Annotated in this window: 17 protein-coding genes and 1 pseudogene; 16 read left to right on the forward strand and 2 right to left on the reverse strand. The window is 33.0% G+C overall.

From position 1 onward, the window contains the following. The first annotated feature begins 10 nt into the window (after window positions 1–10). On the forward strand, window positions 11–619 hold the full coding sequence (locus FOF46_RS21045) for a DUF4254 domain-containing protein (protein ID WP_109436180.1): 609 nt from the start codon (window positions 11–13) through the stop codon (window positions 617–619). Then, window positions 606–1,664, forward strand: coding sequence for a glycosyltransferase family 9 protein (locus FOF46_RS21050; protein WP_333968575.1), 1,059 nt, complete (start codon window positions 606–608; stop codon window positions 1,662–1,664). The genes FOF46_RS21045 and FOF46_RS21050 overlap by 14 nt, the downstream gene beginning before the upstream one ends. 37 nt (window positions 1,665–1,701) lie before the next feature. On the opposite strand, the gene FOF46_RS21055 is transcribed toward FOF46_RS21050, so the two are convergent. After that, entirely contained in the window at window positions 1,702–2,754 is a 1,053-nt protein-coding gene (locus FOF46_RS21055) for a ferredoxin--NADP reductase (protein WP_143917808.1), read from the reverse strand. A 105-nt stretch (window positions 2,755–2,859) separates the two neighbouring features. Here FOF46_RS21055 and FOF46_RS21060 point away from each other — a divergent pair. Both FOF46_RS21060 and FOF46_RS21065 read left to right on the forward strand, forming a co-directional pair. After that, window positions 2,860–4,332: pseudogene (locus tag FOF46_RS21060) on the forward strand (DUF5687 family protein). Window positions 4,333–4,339: 7 nt separating this feature from the next. Beyond that, entirely contained in the window at window positions 4,340–5,035 is a 696-nt protein-coding gene (locus tag FOF46_RS21065; protein WP_109436176.1) for an ABC transporter ATP-binding protein, read from the forward strand. Window positions 5,036–5,085: 50 nt separating this feature from the next. Here FOF46_RS21065 and FOF46_RS21070 read toward each other — a convergent pair whose 3' ends face one another. Further along, window positions 5,086–5,742 (reverse strand): DUF3592 domain-containing protein, encoded by a 657-nt coding sequence (locus FOF46_RS21070; RefSeq protein ID WP_109436175.1) that lies wholly within the window; start codon window positions 5,740–5,742, stop codon window positions 5,086–5,088. Window positions 5,743–6,068: 326 nt separating this feature from the next. Here FOF46_RS21070 and porW point away from each other — a divergent pair, with 326 nt between their 5' ends. From porW to FOF46_RS21130, 12 genes are all read left to right on the forward strand, one after another. After that, a complete protein-coding gene (gene porW, locus FOF46_RS21075) occupies window positions 6,069–8,717 on the forward strand; it encodes a type IX secretion system periplasmic lipoprotein PorW/SprE (RefSeq protein ID WP_143917809.1) in 2,649 nt (882 codons plus the stop codon). 25 nt (window positions 8,718–8,742) lie between these two features. Further along, the gene (locus FOF46_RS21080) at window positions 8,743–9,195 is read left to right on the forward strand and encodes a bactofilin family protein (protein WP_109436173.1); all 453 of its coding nucleotides are present in this window, start codon (window positions 8,743–8,745) and stop codon (window positions 9,193–9,195) included. Then, window positions 9,131–9,394, forward strand: a complete 264-nt coding sequence (locus tag FOF46_RS32970; protein WP_235010951.1) for an AtpZ/AtpI family protein — start codon at window positions 9,131–9,133, stop codon at window positions 9,392–9,394. The genes FOF46_RS21080 and FOF46_RS32970 overlap by 65 nt, the downstream gene beginning before the upstream one ends. Window positions 9,395–9,961: 567 nt before the next feature. After that, window positions 9,962–11,038, forward strand: a complete 1,077-nt coding sequence (atpB, locus tag FOF46_RS21090) for a F0F1 ATP synthase subunit A (RefSeq protein WP_143917810.1) — start codon at window positions 9,962–9,964, stop codon at window positions 11,036–11,038. A gap of 31 nt (window positions 11,039–11,069) precedes the next feature. Continuing rightward, window positions 11,070–11,258 carry an ATP synthase F0 subunit C gene (atpE, locus tag FOF46_RS21095; RefSeq protein ID WP_167571905.1) on the forward strand — a complete coding sequence of 63 codons (189 nt, stop codon included), beginning with the start codon at window positions 11,070–11,072 and terminating at the stop codon, window positions 11,256–11,258. A 96-nt stretch (window positions 11,259–11,354) separates the two neighbouring features. Further along, window positions 11,355–11,855, forward strand: a complete 501-nt coding sequence (locus FOF46_RS21100) for a F0F1 ATP synthase subunit B (protein WP_143917811.1) — start codon at window positions 11,355–11,357, stop codon at window positions 11,853–11,855. A 6-nt stretch (window positions 11,856–11,861) separates the two neighbouring features. After that, entirely contained in the window at window positions 11,862–12,389 is a 528-nt protein-coding gene (gene atpH, locus FOF46_RS21105) for an ATP synthase F1 subunit delta (RefSeq protein ID WP_109436169.1), read from the forward strand. Window positions 12,390–12,463: 74 nt separating this feature from the next. Continuing rightward, a complete protein-coding gene (gene atpA / locus FOF46_RS21110) occupies window positions 12,464–14,044 on the forward strand; it encodes a F0F1 ATP synthase subunit alpha (protein WP_143917812.1) in 1,581 nt (526 codons plus the stop codon). A 42-nt stretch (window positions 14,045–14,086) separates the two neighbouring features. Then, window positions 14,087–14,947 carry an ATP synthase F1 subunit gamma gene (gene atpG, locus FOF46_RS21115; RefSeq protein ID WP_143917813.1) on the forward strand — a complete coding sequence of 287 codons (861 nt, stop codon included), beginning with the start codon at window positions 14,087–14,089 and terminating at the stop codon, window positions 14,945–14,947. A gap of 162 nt (window positions 14,948–15,109) precedes the next feature. Further along, entirely contained in the window at window positions 15,110–15,616 is a 507-nt protein-coding gene (locus FOF46_RS21120; protein ID WP_143917814.1) for a hypothetical protein, read from the forward strand. A 150-nt stretch (window positions 15,617–15,766) separates the two neighbouring features. After that, window positions 15,767–16,258: a hypothetical protein gene (locus FOF46_RS21125; protein WP_143917815.1), complete on the forward strand. Its 492-nt coding sequence runs from the start codon at window positions 15,767–15,769 to the stop codon at window positions 16,256–16,258. A 49-nt stretch (window positions 16,259–16,307) separates the two neighbouring features. Continuing rightward, entirely contained in the window at window positions 16,308–17,759 is a 1,452-nt protein-coding gene (locus tag FOF46_RS21130) for an oligosaccharide flippase family protein (RefSeq protein WP_143917816.1), read from the forward strand. Window positions 17,760–17,787: the final 28 nt, after the last annotated feature.

The raw sequence follows: 17,787 nt of genomic DNA on the forward strand, positions 1-17,787 counted from the left end.
AAAAACGCAGATGTTTACTGATAAAGCAAATTCCATTTTTAAAGAAGTTATAGAAAAATACCACGTGATTGATAGTGTGGATCAAGAATTCTCTAATCCATATGATAGTAAATCACAAGCTATTGAGCATTTGTTATATCGTAAATGCTGGATTGATACCGTGCAATGGCATTATGAAGATATCATACGAGATCCACAAATTGATCCAGTTGCTGCACTTACGTTAAAAAGACAGATTGATGCTTCTAACCAGGATCGTACAGATATGGTAGAGTATATTGATAGTTATTTTTTAGAACAATATAAAAACGTAACCCCAAAAAATAATGCGACTATCAATACCGAAAGCCCAGCTTGGGGAGTAGATAGATTGTCTATTTTGGCGTTAAAAGTATATCATATGCATGTAGAGACCATTCGAGATGGAGCTTCAGAAGAGCATAAAGCTACATGTCAAAATAAATTAAATATACTATTAGAACAGCAAGTAGATTTGTCTACAGCTATCGATACCCTGTTAAATGATATCAAAGAAGGAGATAAATATATGAAAGTATATAAGCAGATGAAGATGTATAATGATGATGAATTAAACCCAGTATTACGTGGAGAAAAGTAATACTGGACAGCCAACTACATCTGAAACGAACGTTCTGGTTATTCGACTTTCGGCAATGGGTGATGTTGCTATGACTGTTCCTGTTCTTCGAACTTTTAGAGCGACTTACCCTGATGTAAAACTCACTGTGCTTACAAGAAAGTTTTTTGAACCCATATTTTCTGATATTGAAAATCTTGAAGTCTATCATGCGGATGTAACAGGAAAACATAAAGGTGTTTTAGGATTAACTCGTTTGGCAAATGAGTTGGGTAAACTAGGGATAAGTAGTGTGGCTGATCTACATAATGTATTACGATCAAACGTATTGAAAACAATATTCTCGTTAAAAGGAATAAAAGTTACACAAATAGATAAAGGTAGAGCTGAGAAAAAAGCATTAACTCGATCACAGAATAAAGTATTTAAACAACTTAAAACAACGCATCAAAGATATGCCGATGTATTTTCGGCTTTAGGGTATCCTATTGACCTTGAAACCCATAAGTTTCCCAAAAAACAACCATTAACAGAAGATATTCTTTCATTGACACAGAATTCTACCAAAAAGTGGTTGGGAATAGCACCGTTTGCTCAATACGAAAGCAAGACGTATCCTTTGGAATTGATGATTAAGGTCATTGAAACCATAGATAATCAAGATAAATTTGAGATTTTTCTCTTTGGCGGAGGAAAACGAGAAGCTGATATCTTAAACAATATTGGAAGCAAATACAAGAATGTGACGAACATAGTAGGTAAATTATCTTTTGAAGATGAGCTAAAATTGATTGGTAATTTAGACGCAATGATATCTATGGACAGTGGTAATGCTCACCTTGCTGCAATGTATGGTATACCAACGATTACTTTGTGGGGAGTAACACATCCTTTTGCTGGTTTTATGCCTTTTGGACAGCCAATAGAACATGCTATCTTACCTAATCTGGCTAAGTATGATCAGATTCCGACATCAATTTATGGAAACAAAGTACCTCCTGGGTATGAAAAAGTAATGCACACAATCCAACCAGAAATAGTGGTGGATGCAGTGAATAAACTATAATCACTTTATAATCTTTACCCTGAGCGAAATCGAAAGGTTATACGTCGTCAAAATCTATCTTTACCAAATTAGAAGTAGGGTGTGCCTGGCAAGCTAGAATTAGCCCTTCTGCTATTTCCCCATCAGTAAGAATACTATTCTTTTCCATTACAGCGTTGCCTTCAATAACCTTGCAAATGCAAGAACTACATACTCCACCTTGACAAGAATAAGGAGCATCAATATCTTCATCTAGGGCTGCATCAAGAATAGTTTTTTTCTGATCCATAACAAAGTTAAACTCCTCATCATCTACGATTACAGTAATATTAGTTTTTCCATCAAGATTAGCATCAATCTCTACTTCTTCGGTGCTACTTGTAAAGAGTTCGAAATGAATTTTATCTTTTTCAATACCATTTTCAGTTAAAATACTGGTTACAGTATTGATCATTTCTTCTGGACCACATAGATAAAAACCAGCAAAAACAGTGTCTTTAAATTTATTTTTAAGAACATAATTTATAGTAGGCTTCTCAATTCTGCCAAAATGAGCATTTTCTTCTTGAGCTCTACTATACACAAATTCAATGAATAGACGTTCAGGATAATTTGACTGTAATTCTAATAATGAAGTTTGAAAAATTGTTTCTTTAGGAGTCTTATTTCCATATACCAACACAAAGCGACTATTTGGTTCTTCCTCGAGTACAGTTTTGATCATACTCATTACTGGAGTAATTCCGCTTCCAGCTGCAAAAGCCGCATACGTATTATTGGCTTCAGCGTTTGTTGTAAGTATAAAATTTCCTTCAGGCGGGTGTACTTCTAATATATCACCAGCTTTTAGTTGATTATTAGCAATAACAGAAAACGTTCCTTCTGGTATTTCTTTAACGGTCACTATTAATGCTCCGCTTTTTGGTGTGCTACAAATAGAATATGCCCTACGTATTTCTTTACCGTTAACATCTGTTTTTATGGTAATGTATTGTCCGGGAATAAATGAATAGGTATTCTTTAAATCAGAAGGGACTTCAAATCCTATAGAAACAGCTTGTGGAGTTTCTCGTGTAATTTGTTGTATTGATAATTTATGAAAATCGGGCATTGCACTTTTTTTTGGCAAAAATAACAAATGCAAGGTGAGTAATCTGCCTATTTTTGTAACAAAATGATGTTTTTGATTACTAAATAATTAAATACATCTTAAATTATGATAACCCACTTCATCACTTTACAATGGAAATCTTTCTGGCGATCAGCTTCAATGAGCTCAGGATTGTTTATGAAACTATTTATGGGGTTTTGGGCTTTATGGTTTATTGTTATGATGGGGTCTGGAGGAGTAGGAGCTTTTTTCCTGATCGAGGAAAAACTTAATCTAGATCCTTTAGTGGTTATAAATGAATTGATGGTGTATTGGATTGTAATGGATCTCATATTTAGATATGCGCTACAAAAAATGCCCGTGATTAATATAAAACCATTATTAATCCTTCCGTTTAACAAAAGAAAAATAGTCTCTTTCGCTTTTGGAAAAACCATATTCTCATTTTTTAATATTATTCATGCCTTCTTTTTTATACCATTCTCTGTGGTATTAGTACAACAGGATTATCCAATTGCTAATGTACTACTTTGGAATATAGGACTGATAGCGTTGATTTATAGTAGTAATTTTCTAAATATTATTCTGAATAAAAAAGACAATCTCATATTTATTATAGGAGGCGTTTTAGCATTATGCATTGGATTATAGTATTTTGGATATTTTGATATTACAAAGTATACAGCGCCGTTTTTTGAAGGATTATATAACATTCCTTTTTTAGTGCTAATTCCTATCAGTCTATTAGTATTCTTGGTAATCATATCTTTTCGATCTTTTGTAAAAGATTTATACCTGGATGCTGGCCTTGCCACAAAGGCAAAAAATGTTGAAACTGAGAATCTGGAATGGTTAAATCGATTTGGTAAAACCGCAACTTTTCTAAAGAATGATATCAAGTTAATCAAGAGAAATAAAAGAGCAAGATCTACCGTGATGGTGAGTGTTTTGTTTCTGTTTTATGGATTATTATTCTTTACAGGGGCTGTCGAAACTTATGAAGGCCCTGTTTGGAGAATTTTTGCAGCAATTTTTGTTACAGGAGGATTTCTATTAAGTTTTGGGCAGTTTGTACCTAGTTGGGATAGTTCATATTATCCCCTAATGATGAGCCAGAATATTCGGTATAAAGAATATTTATCTTCAAAATGGTGGTTGATGGTCATTGCAACTTTGATCTCTACTGTTTTAGCATCTGGATATTTATACTATGGATGGGATGTGTATTTGGCAATTATTGTAGGTGCTATTTATAATATTGGTGTAAACTCTCATGTAGTCCTATGGGCAGGAGCGTATGTAAAAACACCAATTGATTTAACAAGTAATAAGAAGGCATTTGGCGATAAACAAGCTTTTAATGCCAAAACACTATTGTTATCACTTCCAAAAATGGCACTACCAATGATATTATATGCCATTGGCCATTATGCATATAGTCCATATGCTGGGTATGCTGTGGTTGCTGTTGCTGGGGTAGCAGGGTTTGCCTTTAAAAATGCGGTTTTTAGTAAAATTGAAAAAATATATAGAACAGAAAAGTATAAAACGATCTGGGCATACAAACAAAAAAAGTAAGTAAAGGATGATAACAATACATAATCTTACCAAAAGATATACAGGAAATACAGTACTTAATATTGATCACCTAGAGATACACAAGGGAGGTAGTTTTGGCCTGGTTGGTAATAATGGAGCGGGTAAAACAACATTATTTAGTGCCTTATTAGATCTAATTCAGCCTACTTCTGGGTACATTGAAAATAAAGGGATCAAAGTTAACGAGAATGAAGAATGGAAATCCATCACTTCTGCGTTTATTGATGAAACATTTTTAATCGGATATTTAACAGCAGAAGAATACTTTTATTTTATTGGAGAATTGCGAGGACAAAACAAAGCAGATGTGGATGCACTGCTTTCTCAGTTCGAAGATTTCTTTCACGGCGAAATTTTAGGCCAAAAAAAGTATCTTAGAGACCTCTCTAAAGGAAATCAAAAAAAGGCAGGTATAGTTGCAGCCTTAATCGGAAATCCAGAAGTGATTGTTCTCGATGAGCCTTTTGCTAATTTGGATCCAACGACTCAGATACGATTAAAAAAAATTATTAAAGAATTATCGGCAGATCCAGAAATCACAGTTTTAGTGTCTAGTCATGATCTTATGCATGTAACCGAGGTCTGTGATCGAATCGTTGTTTTGGATAAAGGAGAAGTAGTAAAAGATATTGCCAGATCAGAAGAAACACTCAAAGAACTAGAAGAGCATTTCAATAAGTAATACGTTAATTTTCTTCTAAGACTAAATTATATGCAGTGCGAAACCGTTAATTAAGGAAAGTTTTTCCCCAAAGCATTTTTGGAAATATATCCAATGCCGATAAAAGCACTTGCAAAAATTAGAATTACAGTAGCGAGTCCAAATTTTTCCCAGAATTCATCGAGACATACTTTTTTGTTTTTTGGGAAATCATTACTGACATATAATGATATCTCTTCTCCTACCACATATTCGCGAGCAGATGAAGATGTATCTGTCTTTCGTTTATATTTTTTTCCATGTACTTCGAATTCAAAAATTGGAGTATACATAGTAGTCACTTTATTATCAGAACGGCTTTGGTGAGAATCATAAGCTATTATGATCCCATCAACTTTCTTAGCTTCTGATATAAAAAGTAATTTATCTGTTAACTGATATAATCCCAATAATAATAGCGCATATCCTATACCAGATATTATAAGAAAAACAATGGAATTTGTTCTGTTAGATTTTGTTTTTTCACGATCAATAAAAAGGGTTTGAGAAGAAGTTGAATTGTATTGGAAATCACCTTTTTTTTCTACAAGATCTGCTATTTTTTTTGATTCTTTAAGACCTAGTTTATAATTTTCATTTATATATTTAATAGCCTCAATTTTTCTATTAGCATCAAGCAGTCTTTTTATATGCTGAATATCATTTTTTGTCAAAGAAATACTGTCCATGATGCGGTTGAATTAAAAAACTGAATTAAAAAATTAATAGTTTTACAAAAAGGGATAAAAATCATAAAGAAAAAGAATATGGACTACCCTGTTTTCGGTGAAATTTATTTTTTTGGTATGGCTATTTGAGATATACAATGAGTTACTGTTGATTGTTAATAACCTAAGAAAATACAATAAAAATCATTTCTCCTTGGAGAAAAATATGTTAACAACCTGTTTTTTAACGAAAGAAATGTATTTTTACGACGCACATTATATTTTTGTGCACTTTAAACACACTAAAAAGATTTTTTTTTAGTTATCACACTTATAAATTATCTGGTTTGGGAAAAAAAATATCACAAATCACCCTTGTGTTACTTTTGATTATAGTAGGATTTGCCTGTTCTCGTAAAAAGGACAAGTTTGTGAATCGTACATGGCATGATGTTACTACAAAAAATAATACCTTGTATAATGGTCGTTTGGCTTTTGATACAGGTAAAGAAGACATTGTACAATCTTATAAAGATAATTTTTGGGAACTTCTTCCTATAGAAAGAATGATTGTGAGCGAAGATGTTCGTTTACCTAATGAAATACTTAATCAAAACTTTGATAAAGCAGAAGAAAAAGCGGTTAAAGCAATCCAAAAGCACAGTATGCTTATTGATGGAAAGGAACGTAATCCGAAGATTGATGAAGCATTTTTGTTGTTAGGTAAAGCACGCTATTTTGAGCAGCGTTTTGTGCCCGCATTAGAGGCATTTAACTACATCTTGTATAAATACCCTGCAAGTAATACAATTAACCATGCTAAAGTCTGGAGAGCTAAAGCAAATCTTCGTCTCGATAATAATGATAAAGCTATCGAAGATCTCGACAGAATGATAACACAGGAATATATGAAACCTCAGGATTATGCAGATGCTATTGCTATGATAGCTCAGGCATATGTTAACCTTAAACAAAAGGATTCTGCGGTTAGCTATATTTCCAAAGCAGCAGTTCATACCAAGAAAAACGAAGAAAAAGGGAGATACCTTTATATCAAAGGACAATTGCTAAATGAACTTGGGTTTAAAGATAGTGCAAACTATGCTTTTGATCAGGTAATAGAACTCAATCGAAAAGCACCTAGAAAATATATGCTGAATGCATATATGGCTAAAGCTAGAAATTTTAATTACGAAACAGGTAATAGGGAAGAGTTTCTTGAATTACTAACAGACCTCGAAGAGAATCGAGAAAACAGACCTTTTCTAGATAAAATTTATAATCAAAAGGCTGTATACTTTAAAACATTAGATTCTATTGATTTGGCGGTAGCGTATTATAATAAATCATTACGTACAAATTCTGATGACAAATATCTAGAATCTATAAACTATTACACTTTAGGAGATATTAGTTTTGACAATAAAGAATATGCTGCCTCAGGGGCATATTATGATAGTACACTTCAACGAATGGTGGTAGATTCTAAAAGATATAGAGTTTTAAAGAAAAAGCGTGATAATCTGGATGATGTTATCTTGTATGAAGGAATAGCCAAAACAAATGATAGTATTATTACTATCGCAGCGATGTCCCCAGAAGAAAGATTAGCATATTATTCAGAGTATACAGAAAGGATAAAACTAAAAGCTGTTCTGGTAGCAAAAGCAGAAGAAATAGCAAAAATAAAAGAAGGATTACCTGTAGAGCAAAGATTTAATCAACCTGGTACAGGCACAGGAATAGGAAATAAAGCCCAGGGTGCTAAGGGTAAAGAAGGTCCGTTTTATTTTTATAATCAAACCACAGTAGCTTTTGGGAAGACAGCTTTTAAAAGAACATATGGAAATAGAGAATTACTAGATAACTGGAGAGTTTCAAGTATTTCTAATCCAAGTGCAGTTTCTGCTGTAGAGCAAGAGGTTAAAGAAGAGTACTCTATTGACACAGATCCTGCTTTTGATCCTCAAACCTATATAGCACAATTACCAACCGATCCAGTGGTAATTGATAGTCTTAAAACAGAGAGAAACTTTGCGTACTATCAATTAGGTATAATATATAAAGAGAAATTTCAGGAGTATGATTTGTCTACAGATAAGTTAGAAAATTTGCTACAAAGTAATCCCGAAGAGCGCTTAATTATACCTTCAAAATATAACCTGTATAAAATTTATTTATTACAAGGAAATATTACAAAGTCAAATACTTATAAACAGGATATTATTAATAATCATAGCGAATCAAGGTATGCTAAAATTCTTCAAAATCCAGATGCTACTTTAGAAGATGATAAAAATAGCCCAAAATCTATGTATAATAGATTGTACCATGATTTTCAAAAGCAGAAATATGCAGAGGTTATTAAAGAGAGTGATGTATTAATTACAAAATTTGGAGGAGATGACGAATTCTTACCTAAATTTGAGTTATTAAAAGCTCAGGCTGTAGGTCGCTACAGAGGGTTTGAAGCATATAAAGAAGCGCTTAATTATGTGTCTCTTAACTATCCACAAAGTCCAGAAGGTAAAAAGGCGCAGTTAATTTATCAAATTACTATACCTCAGGTACAGAATAGTGAATTTTTAACTGGTTTGGAAGAAGAAAAAAATCATAAATTGATTTATCCTTTTTCAACATTTGGGGATAACCAGGCGCAAGGTTTAAAGGAACATTTAGAAAATATCCTTAAAGAGCTGAGGTACGAAAAAATGAAAGTTTCGTTTGATGTATATAATAAAGATCAACAATTTGTAGTTGTACATACAAGAGGTGATAAGTTAGCAGCAGAAGGTCTTGCAGAACTCCTTTCTTTGGGTAAAACCGAAGATACTCGAGAAGCTGATCTAACCAAATGGAATAGAAAAAAGAAATATTATAAAAAAGTAGATGCTCCATTTTTTATTATAGCATCTCCTAATTATCGAATTCTTCAGATTCATAAAAATCTGGAAGAATATAAACCAATAGAAACCGAACAAGAAGAAACCGAATAATAATTATTTAATCCCCCTGTATATTATGTTTTCAGACAATAAAAAAGGAAGAGACTACGGCAACAGCACAGATTTTTCTCGCAATCAAAATAAAATTTCTGAAGGAACTAAAATCATTGGCGATATTATTTCTGAAGGAGGTTTTAGAATCGAAGGTACTATCGAAGGAACATTCAAAACTACAGGTAAAGTAGTAGTAGGTTCTTCTGGTTTTATTAAAGGAACACTAGAATGTTCTGATGCAGATTTTGAAGGAAAGTTTGCAGGAACTCTTAATGTTTCAAATACTTTATCATTAAAGCCAACGGCACATATTGAAGGAGAAGTTACTGTAGGTAAGTTGGCCGTTGAGCCAGGAGCAAACTTTAATGCATCTTGTTCTATGAAAGGAGCTGTTAAATCTTTAGGAAAAAGTGAGCAAAAAACAGGACAACCACAAGCACAATCAGCAACCCAAGGACAAGGGAAGTCAGCTTAGAAAATATGCTGCTCTTTCTGGAATAGCTTTTCAGATGGGGGGTACTATATTTCTATGTGCTTACGGAGGTAAAAAATTGGACGCCTATTATGAACTAGAAAAACAATGGTTCACGATGGGTCTTGTCCTTTTTGGAGTAACTGCTTCAATATACCTGGTAATTAAACAACTCAATAGAATTAATAAATCTGATCGTTAATTTTTTCTTATTGTACTTTTCATTCGTTCAATACAGTTTATATTAGCAAAAGATTTTATTAAGTATATGAAGAAAAACTTCGTTCGTTTTTTGTTTCTTTTTGTTATAATCATCATCGGTGGTTATTTTACTCATACCAGCATCGTCAATTATTTTTCGCTAGAAAGGAATACTGATATCATTAACTTTTCCTATGTCTTCAATGGTATATTTACATTGATTTTTACCTCTGCAATTATGGTGCTCAGTAAAAAGTTTAAAGACCAACTAGGTTTTATTTTTATGGCAGGAAGTTTAGTAAAGATTGGAGTTTTTTTGCTGATAAGTAATCTAAACAACTTGGATATCAATAAAAATGTGTTTCTGGATTTCTTTATTGCCTATGCAATCTGTTTAGCTCTCGAGGTGTATTGTGTTTCCAAGATTTTGAATACGATTAAATAATTGATTTTCAATGTTTTATTTCTTTTGTAATAATCTCGAACTTATTTACTAAAAATAGTTTAAGAATCTAAACTTAATTATGTACATTTGCACCGAAATTTAGGAACCGAAATTTTACGTGTAATGCAAAACCGTACTGTAGTTAAAATTTTATTGATTTTTACTTTGGCCTTTGCCACCTCAAATCTATTCGCAAAAGAGTCTAAAAAAGAGGGGAACGAAGGAGAAGGAGATTTAAAAACAGAAATCAAAGAATTTATAGATCATCACCTTCAAGACTCACACGATTTCACATTATTTTCTGATAAAGAAGCAAACAAGCATTATGGGTTTCCATTACCTGTTATTTTATGGGATAATGGTTTAAAGCTTTTCTCTTCTTCCAAATTTCATCATGGAGAAACTGTTGCCGAGGTTGATGGCAATTATTATAAGTTATACCATTCAAAGATTTATAAAACAGATGCATCTGGTACAATCAATTATGATGAGGATCACCATGCAACGAATACAAAACCATTAGATTTCTCAATTACAAAAAACGTTGTGAGTATTCTGTTGATTGGTTTACTTATGTTTTTTATGTTTAGCCGTCTGGCTAAATCGTACAAGAAAAATAATGGTATTCCTACAGGAGTTGGGCGTTTTTTAGAACCTCTTGTACTTTTTGTTAGAGATGAGATCGCTATTCCAAATATAGGAGAGAAAAATTATAAAAGATACATGAGCTTTTTGCTTACAGTGTTTTTCTTTATCTGGTTATTAAACCTTTTAGGAATGACGCCATTGGCAGTCAATGTCACTGGAAATATTGCTGTAACATTTGCTTTGGCACTAATCACATTTTTAATCACTAACCTTACTGCTAATAAAAATTACTGGGGTCACATTTTTTGGATGCCGGGAGTACCTACTTTTATGAAAGTAGTTTTAGCACCAATAGAATTGTTGGGAGTTTTTATCAAGCCGTTTTCGTTAATGATTCGTTTGTATGCGAATATGACTGCGGGTCACGTAGTGATCATGAGTATCATCGGTATGATGTTCTTATTTAAAAGTTGGATTGGTAGCCCATTATCATTTGGATTGTCGTTTGCATTATCAATATTAGAATTATTGGTAGCTGCATTACAAGCATATATATTTACGATGTTGTCTGCGCTATACTTTGGTATGGCAACTGAAGAGGCACATCACTAGTTTTGAACGTTTAATTTTTAATTATATAATTATGGAAATTCCAGAAATTGTTGGATCAGGTTTAATCGTAATCGGTGCAGGTCTAGGTATTGGTAAAATTGGTGGATCTGCAATGGAAGCTATCGCACGTCAACCAGAAGCTTCAGGTAAAATTCAAACTGCGATGCTTATTGCTGCCGCTCTTATTGAAGGTATTGGATTTGCAGCTTTATTTGCTTAATCCATTTAGTACAGATGATACAACTGCAACGGTTGGTTGCAGTTGTTCATTTTAAGTTTTTAAAAATTAGACGATAAAAAGATAACATAATTAATTATGGATAAGTTATTAAATGATTTTTCATTCGGTCTGTTTTTCTGGCAGATATTACTTTTTGTAGGTTTACTTTTATTATTGAGAAAATTTGCTTGGAAACCTATATTAGAAGCTGTAAATAATCGTGAAGAGGGTATTAAAAATGCACTGGAATCTGCAGAAGAAGCTAGAAAAGAAATGCAAAACCTTCAAGCAGATAACGAACGTATCTTAAATGAAGCAAGAGCAGAACGTGATGGTATGCTTAAAGAAGCAAGACAGCTTAAAGAAAATATGATCACCGATGCAAAATCAGAAGCACAAGCTGAAGCAGATAAAATCGTAGCACAAGCACAAGCAACTATAGAAAGTGAAAAGAAAGCAGCGATTGCTGATCTTAAGAGCCAGGTAGCTGGACTTTCTGTAGAGATTGCAGAAAAAGTTGTGAGAAAAGAATTAGCTGACAAGGACAAACAATTGGAATTGGTTGAGTCTATGTTAGGAGATGTTACTTTAAACTAATCATACATGAGTAGAGCAGCAATACGTTATGCGAAGGCAGTTTTGAGTTTAGCTCAAGATAAAAAAGCCACTGAAGATGTTCAGAAAGATATGCAAAGTATTATCGCTACTGTTAGCGATAGCGCCGAGCTCAGAATGGTATTGAGTAGTCCTTTGATCAAAAGTGAAGTAAAACTAGCTTCACTACGTGAGATATTTAAAGGCGCTGGGGATATTACACAAAAACTTTTTGATACTTTAGTTCAAAACAAAAGAGTTGATTTATTAGGGGATGTAGCAAAGCAATATATCGTTTTGTTTGACCAATTAAATAATACTCAGGTAGCAAAAGTGACTACGGCTGTTCCTTTGGATAAAGGATTAAAGGCTAAAGTTTTAAGCAAAGTAAAAGAATTGACAGGTAACGAGGCGACAATAGAAAATATAATCGACGAAGCTATTATTGGTGGATTTATTCTAAGAGTTGGTGATTTACAATATAATGCTAGTATAGCAAATAAGCTTACGAATTTAAGAAGAGAATTAAGCAATTAATACATACGTTTTAAAATATAAATTTAATAATAAGAGAATGAGAGTTTGTACTCGTTCTCCTAAACTATTATAAAATGGCAGAAGTGAATCCTGCTGAAGTATCAGCAATATTAAAACAACAATTATCTGGATTTGAAGCATCAGCTTCATTAGAAGAGGTAGGAACAGTATTACAAGTAGGTGATGGTATCGCTCGTGTATACGGATTGTCTAATGCTCAATATGGGGAATTAGTAGAATTCGAATCAGGACTAGAAGGTATTGTACTTAACCTTGAGGAAGATAATGTTGGGGTAGTACTTTTAGGTTCTTCAACAGAAGTTAAAGAAGGGGTAACTGTAAAACGTACTCAGCGTATTGCATCTATCAATGTTGGAGAAGGAATCGTAGGTCGTGTAGTAGACACATTAGGTAATCCTATTGATGGTAAAGGTGCTATCGAAGGTGAAACTTTCGAAATGCCATTAGAGCGTAAAGCTCCTGGTGTAGTTTTTCGTCAACCGGTAAACGAACCACTTCAAACAGGGATCAAGTCTATTGATGCTATGGTACCGATCGGAAGAGGACAACGTGAGTTGGTGATTGGTGACCGTCAAACTGGTAAGACAACAGTTTGTATTGATACTATCCTAAATCAAAAAGAATTTTATGATGCTGGTGAGCCAGTATATTGTATATATGTTGCTATTGGACAGAAAGCGTCTACAGTAGCGCTTATTGCTAAAGTACTAGAGGATAAAGGTGCATTGGCATATACAACTATCGTTGCTGCAAATGCTTCTGATCCTGCTCCTATGCAAGTATATGCTCCATTTGCAGGTGCTGCAATCGGAGAGTATTTCCGTGATACAGGACGTCCAGCTTTGATTATCTATGATGATTTATCTAAGCAGGCCGTAGCATACCGTGAGGTATCTTTGTTATTACGTCGTCCACCAGGTCGTGAGGCATATCCTGGAGATGTATTTTATCTTCACTCAAGATTATTAGAGCGTTCTGCAAAAGTAATTGCAGATGATAATATTGCTAAAGATATGAATGACCTTCCTGATTCTTTAAAAGACAAAGTAAAAGGAGGCGGATCTTTAACGGCATTACCAATTATTGAAACTCAGGCAGGTGATGTATCAGCATATATCCCAACCAATGTAATTTCTATTACAGATGGCCAGATTTTCTTAACATCAGATTTATTTAACTCTGGGGTTCGTCCTGCAATTAATGTAGGTATCTCTGTATCTCGTGTGGGGGGATCTGCTCAGATTAAATCAATGAAAAAAGTTGCAGGTACATTAAAACTGGATCAAGCACAGTTCCGTGAACTAGAAGCATTTGCTAAGTTTGGATCTGACCTTGATGCTGCTACCTTAAATGTAATTGAAAAAGGGAAGCGTAACGTAGAGATTCTTAAGCAAGCTCAAAATGATCCATATACCGTAGAAGATCAAATTGCGATCATCTATGCAGGTTCTAAAAACTTGTTAAGAGACGTACCTGTAAATAAAATAAAAGAATTCGAAAGTGATTTTATAGAGTATCTTAATGCAAAACATAGAGACACCTTAGACACTTTAAAGGCTGGAAAATTGACAGACGAAGTAACAGATGTATTACTTTCTGCTTGTAAAGAGATTTCAGCAAAATACAAAGCATAATTAAACGCTGAATAAAGAATTCTGAATTCATAAGTATAAAAAATGGCGAATTTAAAAGAATTACGTAGTAGAATCACCTCTGTATCATCAACGATGCAAATTACCAGTGCCATGAAAATGGTATCTGCTGCAAAGTTGAATAAAGCACAGATGGCGATTACTGCAATGCGTCCTTATTCTGATAAACTTACTGAGTTGTTGCAGAGTTTAAGCGCTTCTTTAGAAGGAGATAACGCTAGTACATATGCAGAACAACGTGAAGTAAATAAAGTGCTCGTTGTGGCAATTGCTTCTAATCGTGGTTTAGCGGGAGCATTTAACTCTAATATCGTTAAAGGTGTAAGAGAGCTTTATGAGAATGAATATGCTGGTAAGCAAGTAGATTTTGTGACGATTGGTAAAAAAGTTAATGATGTAGTTTCTAAAACGCATACTGTAATTGCAAATAAAAGTGAGGTATATGATGATCTTACTTTTACTAATGTTGCAGCAATTGCTGAAGAATTAATGGAACATTTTACTAATGGTTCTTATGATAGAATCGTAATTGTATACAATAAATTTAGAAATGCTGCTTCTCAAGATGTTACTACAGAACAGTTTTTACCTATTGTGCCTGTAGCTGGTCAGGAAACTGCAAATTTGGATTATATTTTTGAGCCTTCTAAGGAAGAGATTGTAGAACAATTGATACCTAAGTCGCTTAAAACACAATTGTATAAAGCGTTACGTGATTCGTTTGCATCAGAGCATGGTGCGCGTATGACTGCAATGCATAAAGCGACTGATAATGCTACAGAGCTTAGAGATGCACTTAAATTGTCATATAACAAAGCAAGACAAGCTTCTATTACCAATGAAATCCTTGAGATTGTTGGTGGTGCAGAAGCATTGAATAACTAATACTATATTAAGTTTTTAGTATAATAATAAAGCCCACCCTTTTTTGGTGGGCTTTATTATTATACCTGTGACTGTATTTTATGATTTCCTTTTACGCAACCATTTGTATGTATTTAAGACTATTTAAATGAAAAGACTTAATACGTAATCAAAATGGTTAGCATGAAAAAACATAATAAATCAGCAATAATTAACCCTCAGCCGAAGACAACATCTCGATTAAAAAATAAGGTAGTTTTATTGATCATCTTTCAATGTTGTATGGTTTTTCTTCTTTCTTGTTCTAATGATGATGGCAGACCTTTACGTGGATCAATCATTTTAGGAGATGCAGGCATATCTGGTACAGTGTATTGTTCATTGGATTTGGATAAGAGTTCTGTACAAAATATAGATGAAATTAGGATCTATAATGGGAGTGAAGATAATGTGGCTAGTAGCGAAATCACTTGGGGGTTTTCTACGGAAGAAATAAATTTAAATACCGAATTTATTAAAGAAGAAAACTTAATAGATTTTGGAATCGAAATTATTAGTTTATCAGAAGATAGGAGGGTTTTTACTATTAAATATTTACAAGGATTCAATGGGATATTTTTGGGATATAAGGTTGTATCACAGAAAAAGGCTTGGTGCAATACCTCATTTTACCAAGAAAGTGTAATATAAATATCCAATATACCTTGATACCTGAAAAATTTGAAGACTTTATCCTTAAGCTTTACTTTGGGTATTATACTGCCGTTTTTCTATCTTTATCAAATGTTAAAATAATTTTGGCATTAGATTTGTCTTTAAATAAGATAAATAAAGAATACTATGAAAAACTTTGAAACATTATGCATTAAGGTATTGATGCTTTTGGTAGTAGTTACTTTTACACAATGTGCAAGTAGTCAAAAAATAGACATGAAAGCTTCTCTACAAATCAAAGACTCTTATTTTCAAGAAATTCCTTCGGGAATGGCTGATGGCCCCACCACCTTGTTCGTAAGTTTTGAAATTGAAAAAAACAATGAAGTTGAGCTTACTTATGCTTTTTTTAGAGGTAAAAAAATTGAATTGAAGAAGACGAATTCAAATCCAAATATATATGAAGGTAATTACGTGTATCCGGCTAAAATGCAAGACCTGATTATGAGCGGTGATTCTAAAGAAGAGTTTAAAAACCAATTACCAGAAATAGAAAGGAAAATCCCTTTCGAGCTTAAAGCAAATGAATGTATGCTTCAATACATCCAAAACGGAGAAGAAAAACTGTTCAAAATAGAGAACCTCAAACAAATAGTTTTAAAGAACTTTCCTATGTAAATTAGGCGATAAAAAATTGTACTTTTACGACTACAATTAGATTCACCAATTGAGCATATTTCAAAAACTTTTTAAGCAGACTTTTATCTATGGAGTAGCGACAGTGCTTCCTCGTATGTTGTCATTTTTATTAGTTCCATTATATACCGATGTATTGCCGACAAATGAATATGGAAAAGTTTCTATCATATTTTCATACTTCGTTTTATTCAATGTGATACTAGCCTATGGCATGGAGACTGCTTTTTTTCGTTTTTTTAATAAAGAATCAGATAAACAAAAAGTTGTTAGTACTTCGACAATATCTCTCTTAATATCTTCTTTTGGCTTTTTTGCATTAGCGCTGTTATTTAAGGACCAAATTGCGATGTTAACCGGGATAAAAGAAGATTATATTGTCTTAGTTATCTGGATACTCTTGTTAGATGCTTTAGTGATTATTCCTTTTGCTTGGCTAAGAGCAAATGAAAGACCGATGAAATATTCATTTATAAAGATTTTAAATGTATTTATTAATCTTGGATTGAATGTTTTTCTATTGATATATCTAAAAAAACTATCTGATGATTTTTCAAGCTTAAAAAGTATTGTCATTGATAATTATGAGATTAATTATATTTTCATTTCAAATTTGGTGGCAAGTGGATTAACACTTTTGTTATTGGTTCCTTTTTATATCAATCTTAAATACCGTTTTGATAAAGCATTATGGAAAAGGATGATGAAGTATTCACTTCCAATTTTAATAGCTGGAGTTGCATTTTCAATCAATGAAACATTCGATAGAATTATACTTGATTATTTGTTACCAGAAGATACTGCAGAACATGTTGTTGGAGTGTATTCGGCCTGTTATAAACTGGCATTATTTATGACGTTATTTTCAACAGCCTTTAGACTGGGAATAGAACCTTTTTTCTTTAACTATTCTGAAAATAAAAATGCTCCAGAAACGTATGCGAGAATTACAAAATACTTTGTGGCCTTTGGAGCCCTTATCTTATTAGGAGTGGTTATTTTTGTTCACATCTTAAAAGTATTCATTATTAGAGACCAGGCATATTGGGAAGCTGTAAAAATTGTTCCTATAATAGTATTGGCTAATTTATGCCTTGGTATTTATCACAATCTTTCGGTATGGTATAAAATTACGGATCGAACTAAATTTGGCGCCTATATTTCTGTTGTAGGAGCAGGACTTACATTGCTTTTAAATTTTATTTTAATACCAAGGTATAGTTATCTTGGATCGGCAATAGCGACATTAGTTGCTTATGGCTCTATGATGTTATTATCATGGTATTTTGGAAGAAAATATTATCCAATCCCCTATAATTTAAAAAAGATAGGAATGTATCTTACGCTTTCTATCAGTTTTTCGATTCTTTCGTTTTACATTTTTGATAGTAATTATATGATTTCTATTCCATTGTTACTCGTGTTTTTAGTAATTTTGTACGCCTCAGAAAAGAGAGAGTTAAAACAAATTTTAAAAAAATAAACAACTTCTGGTTGAAAGTGTAAAGTAC

This window comes from Aquimarina algiphila (assembly GCF_007489275.1).
Lineage (GTDB): Bacteria > Bacteroidota > Bacteroidia > Flavobacteriales > Flavobacteriaceae > Aquimarina > Aquimarina algiphila.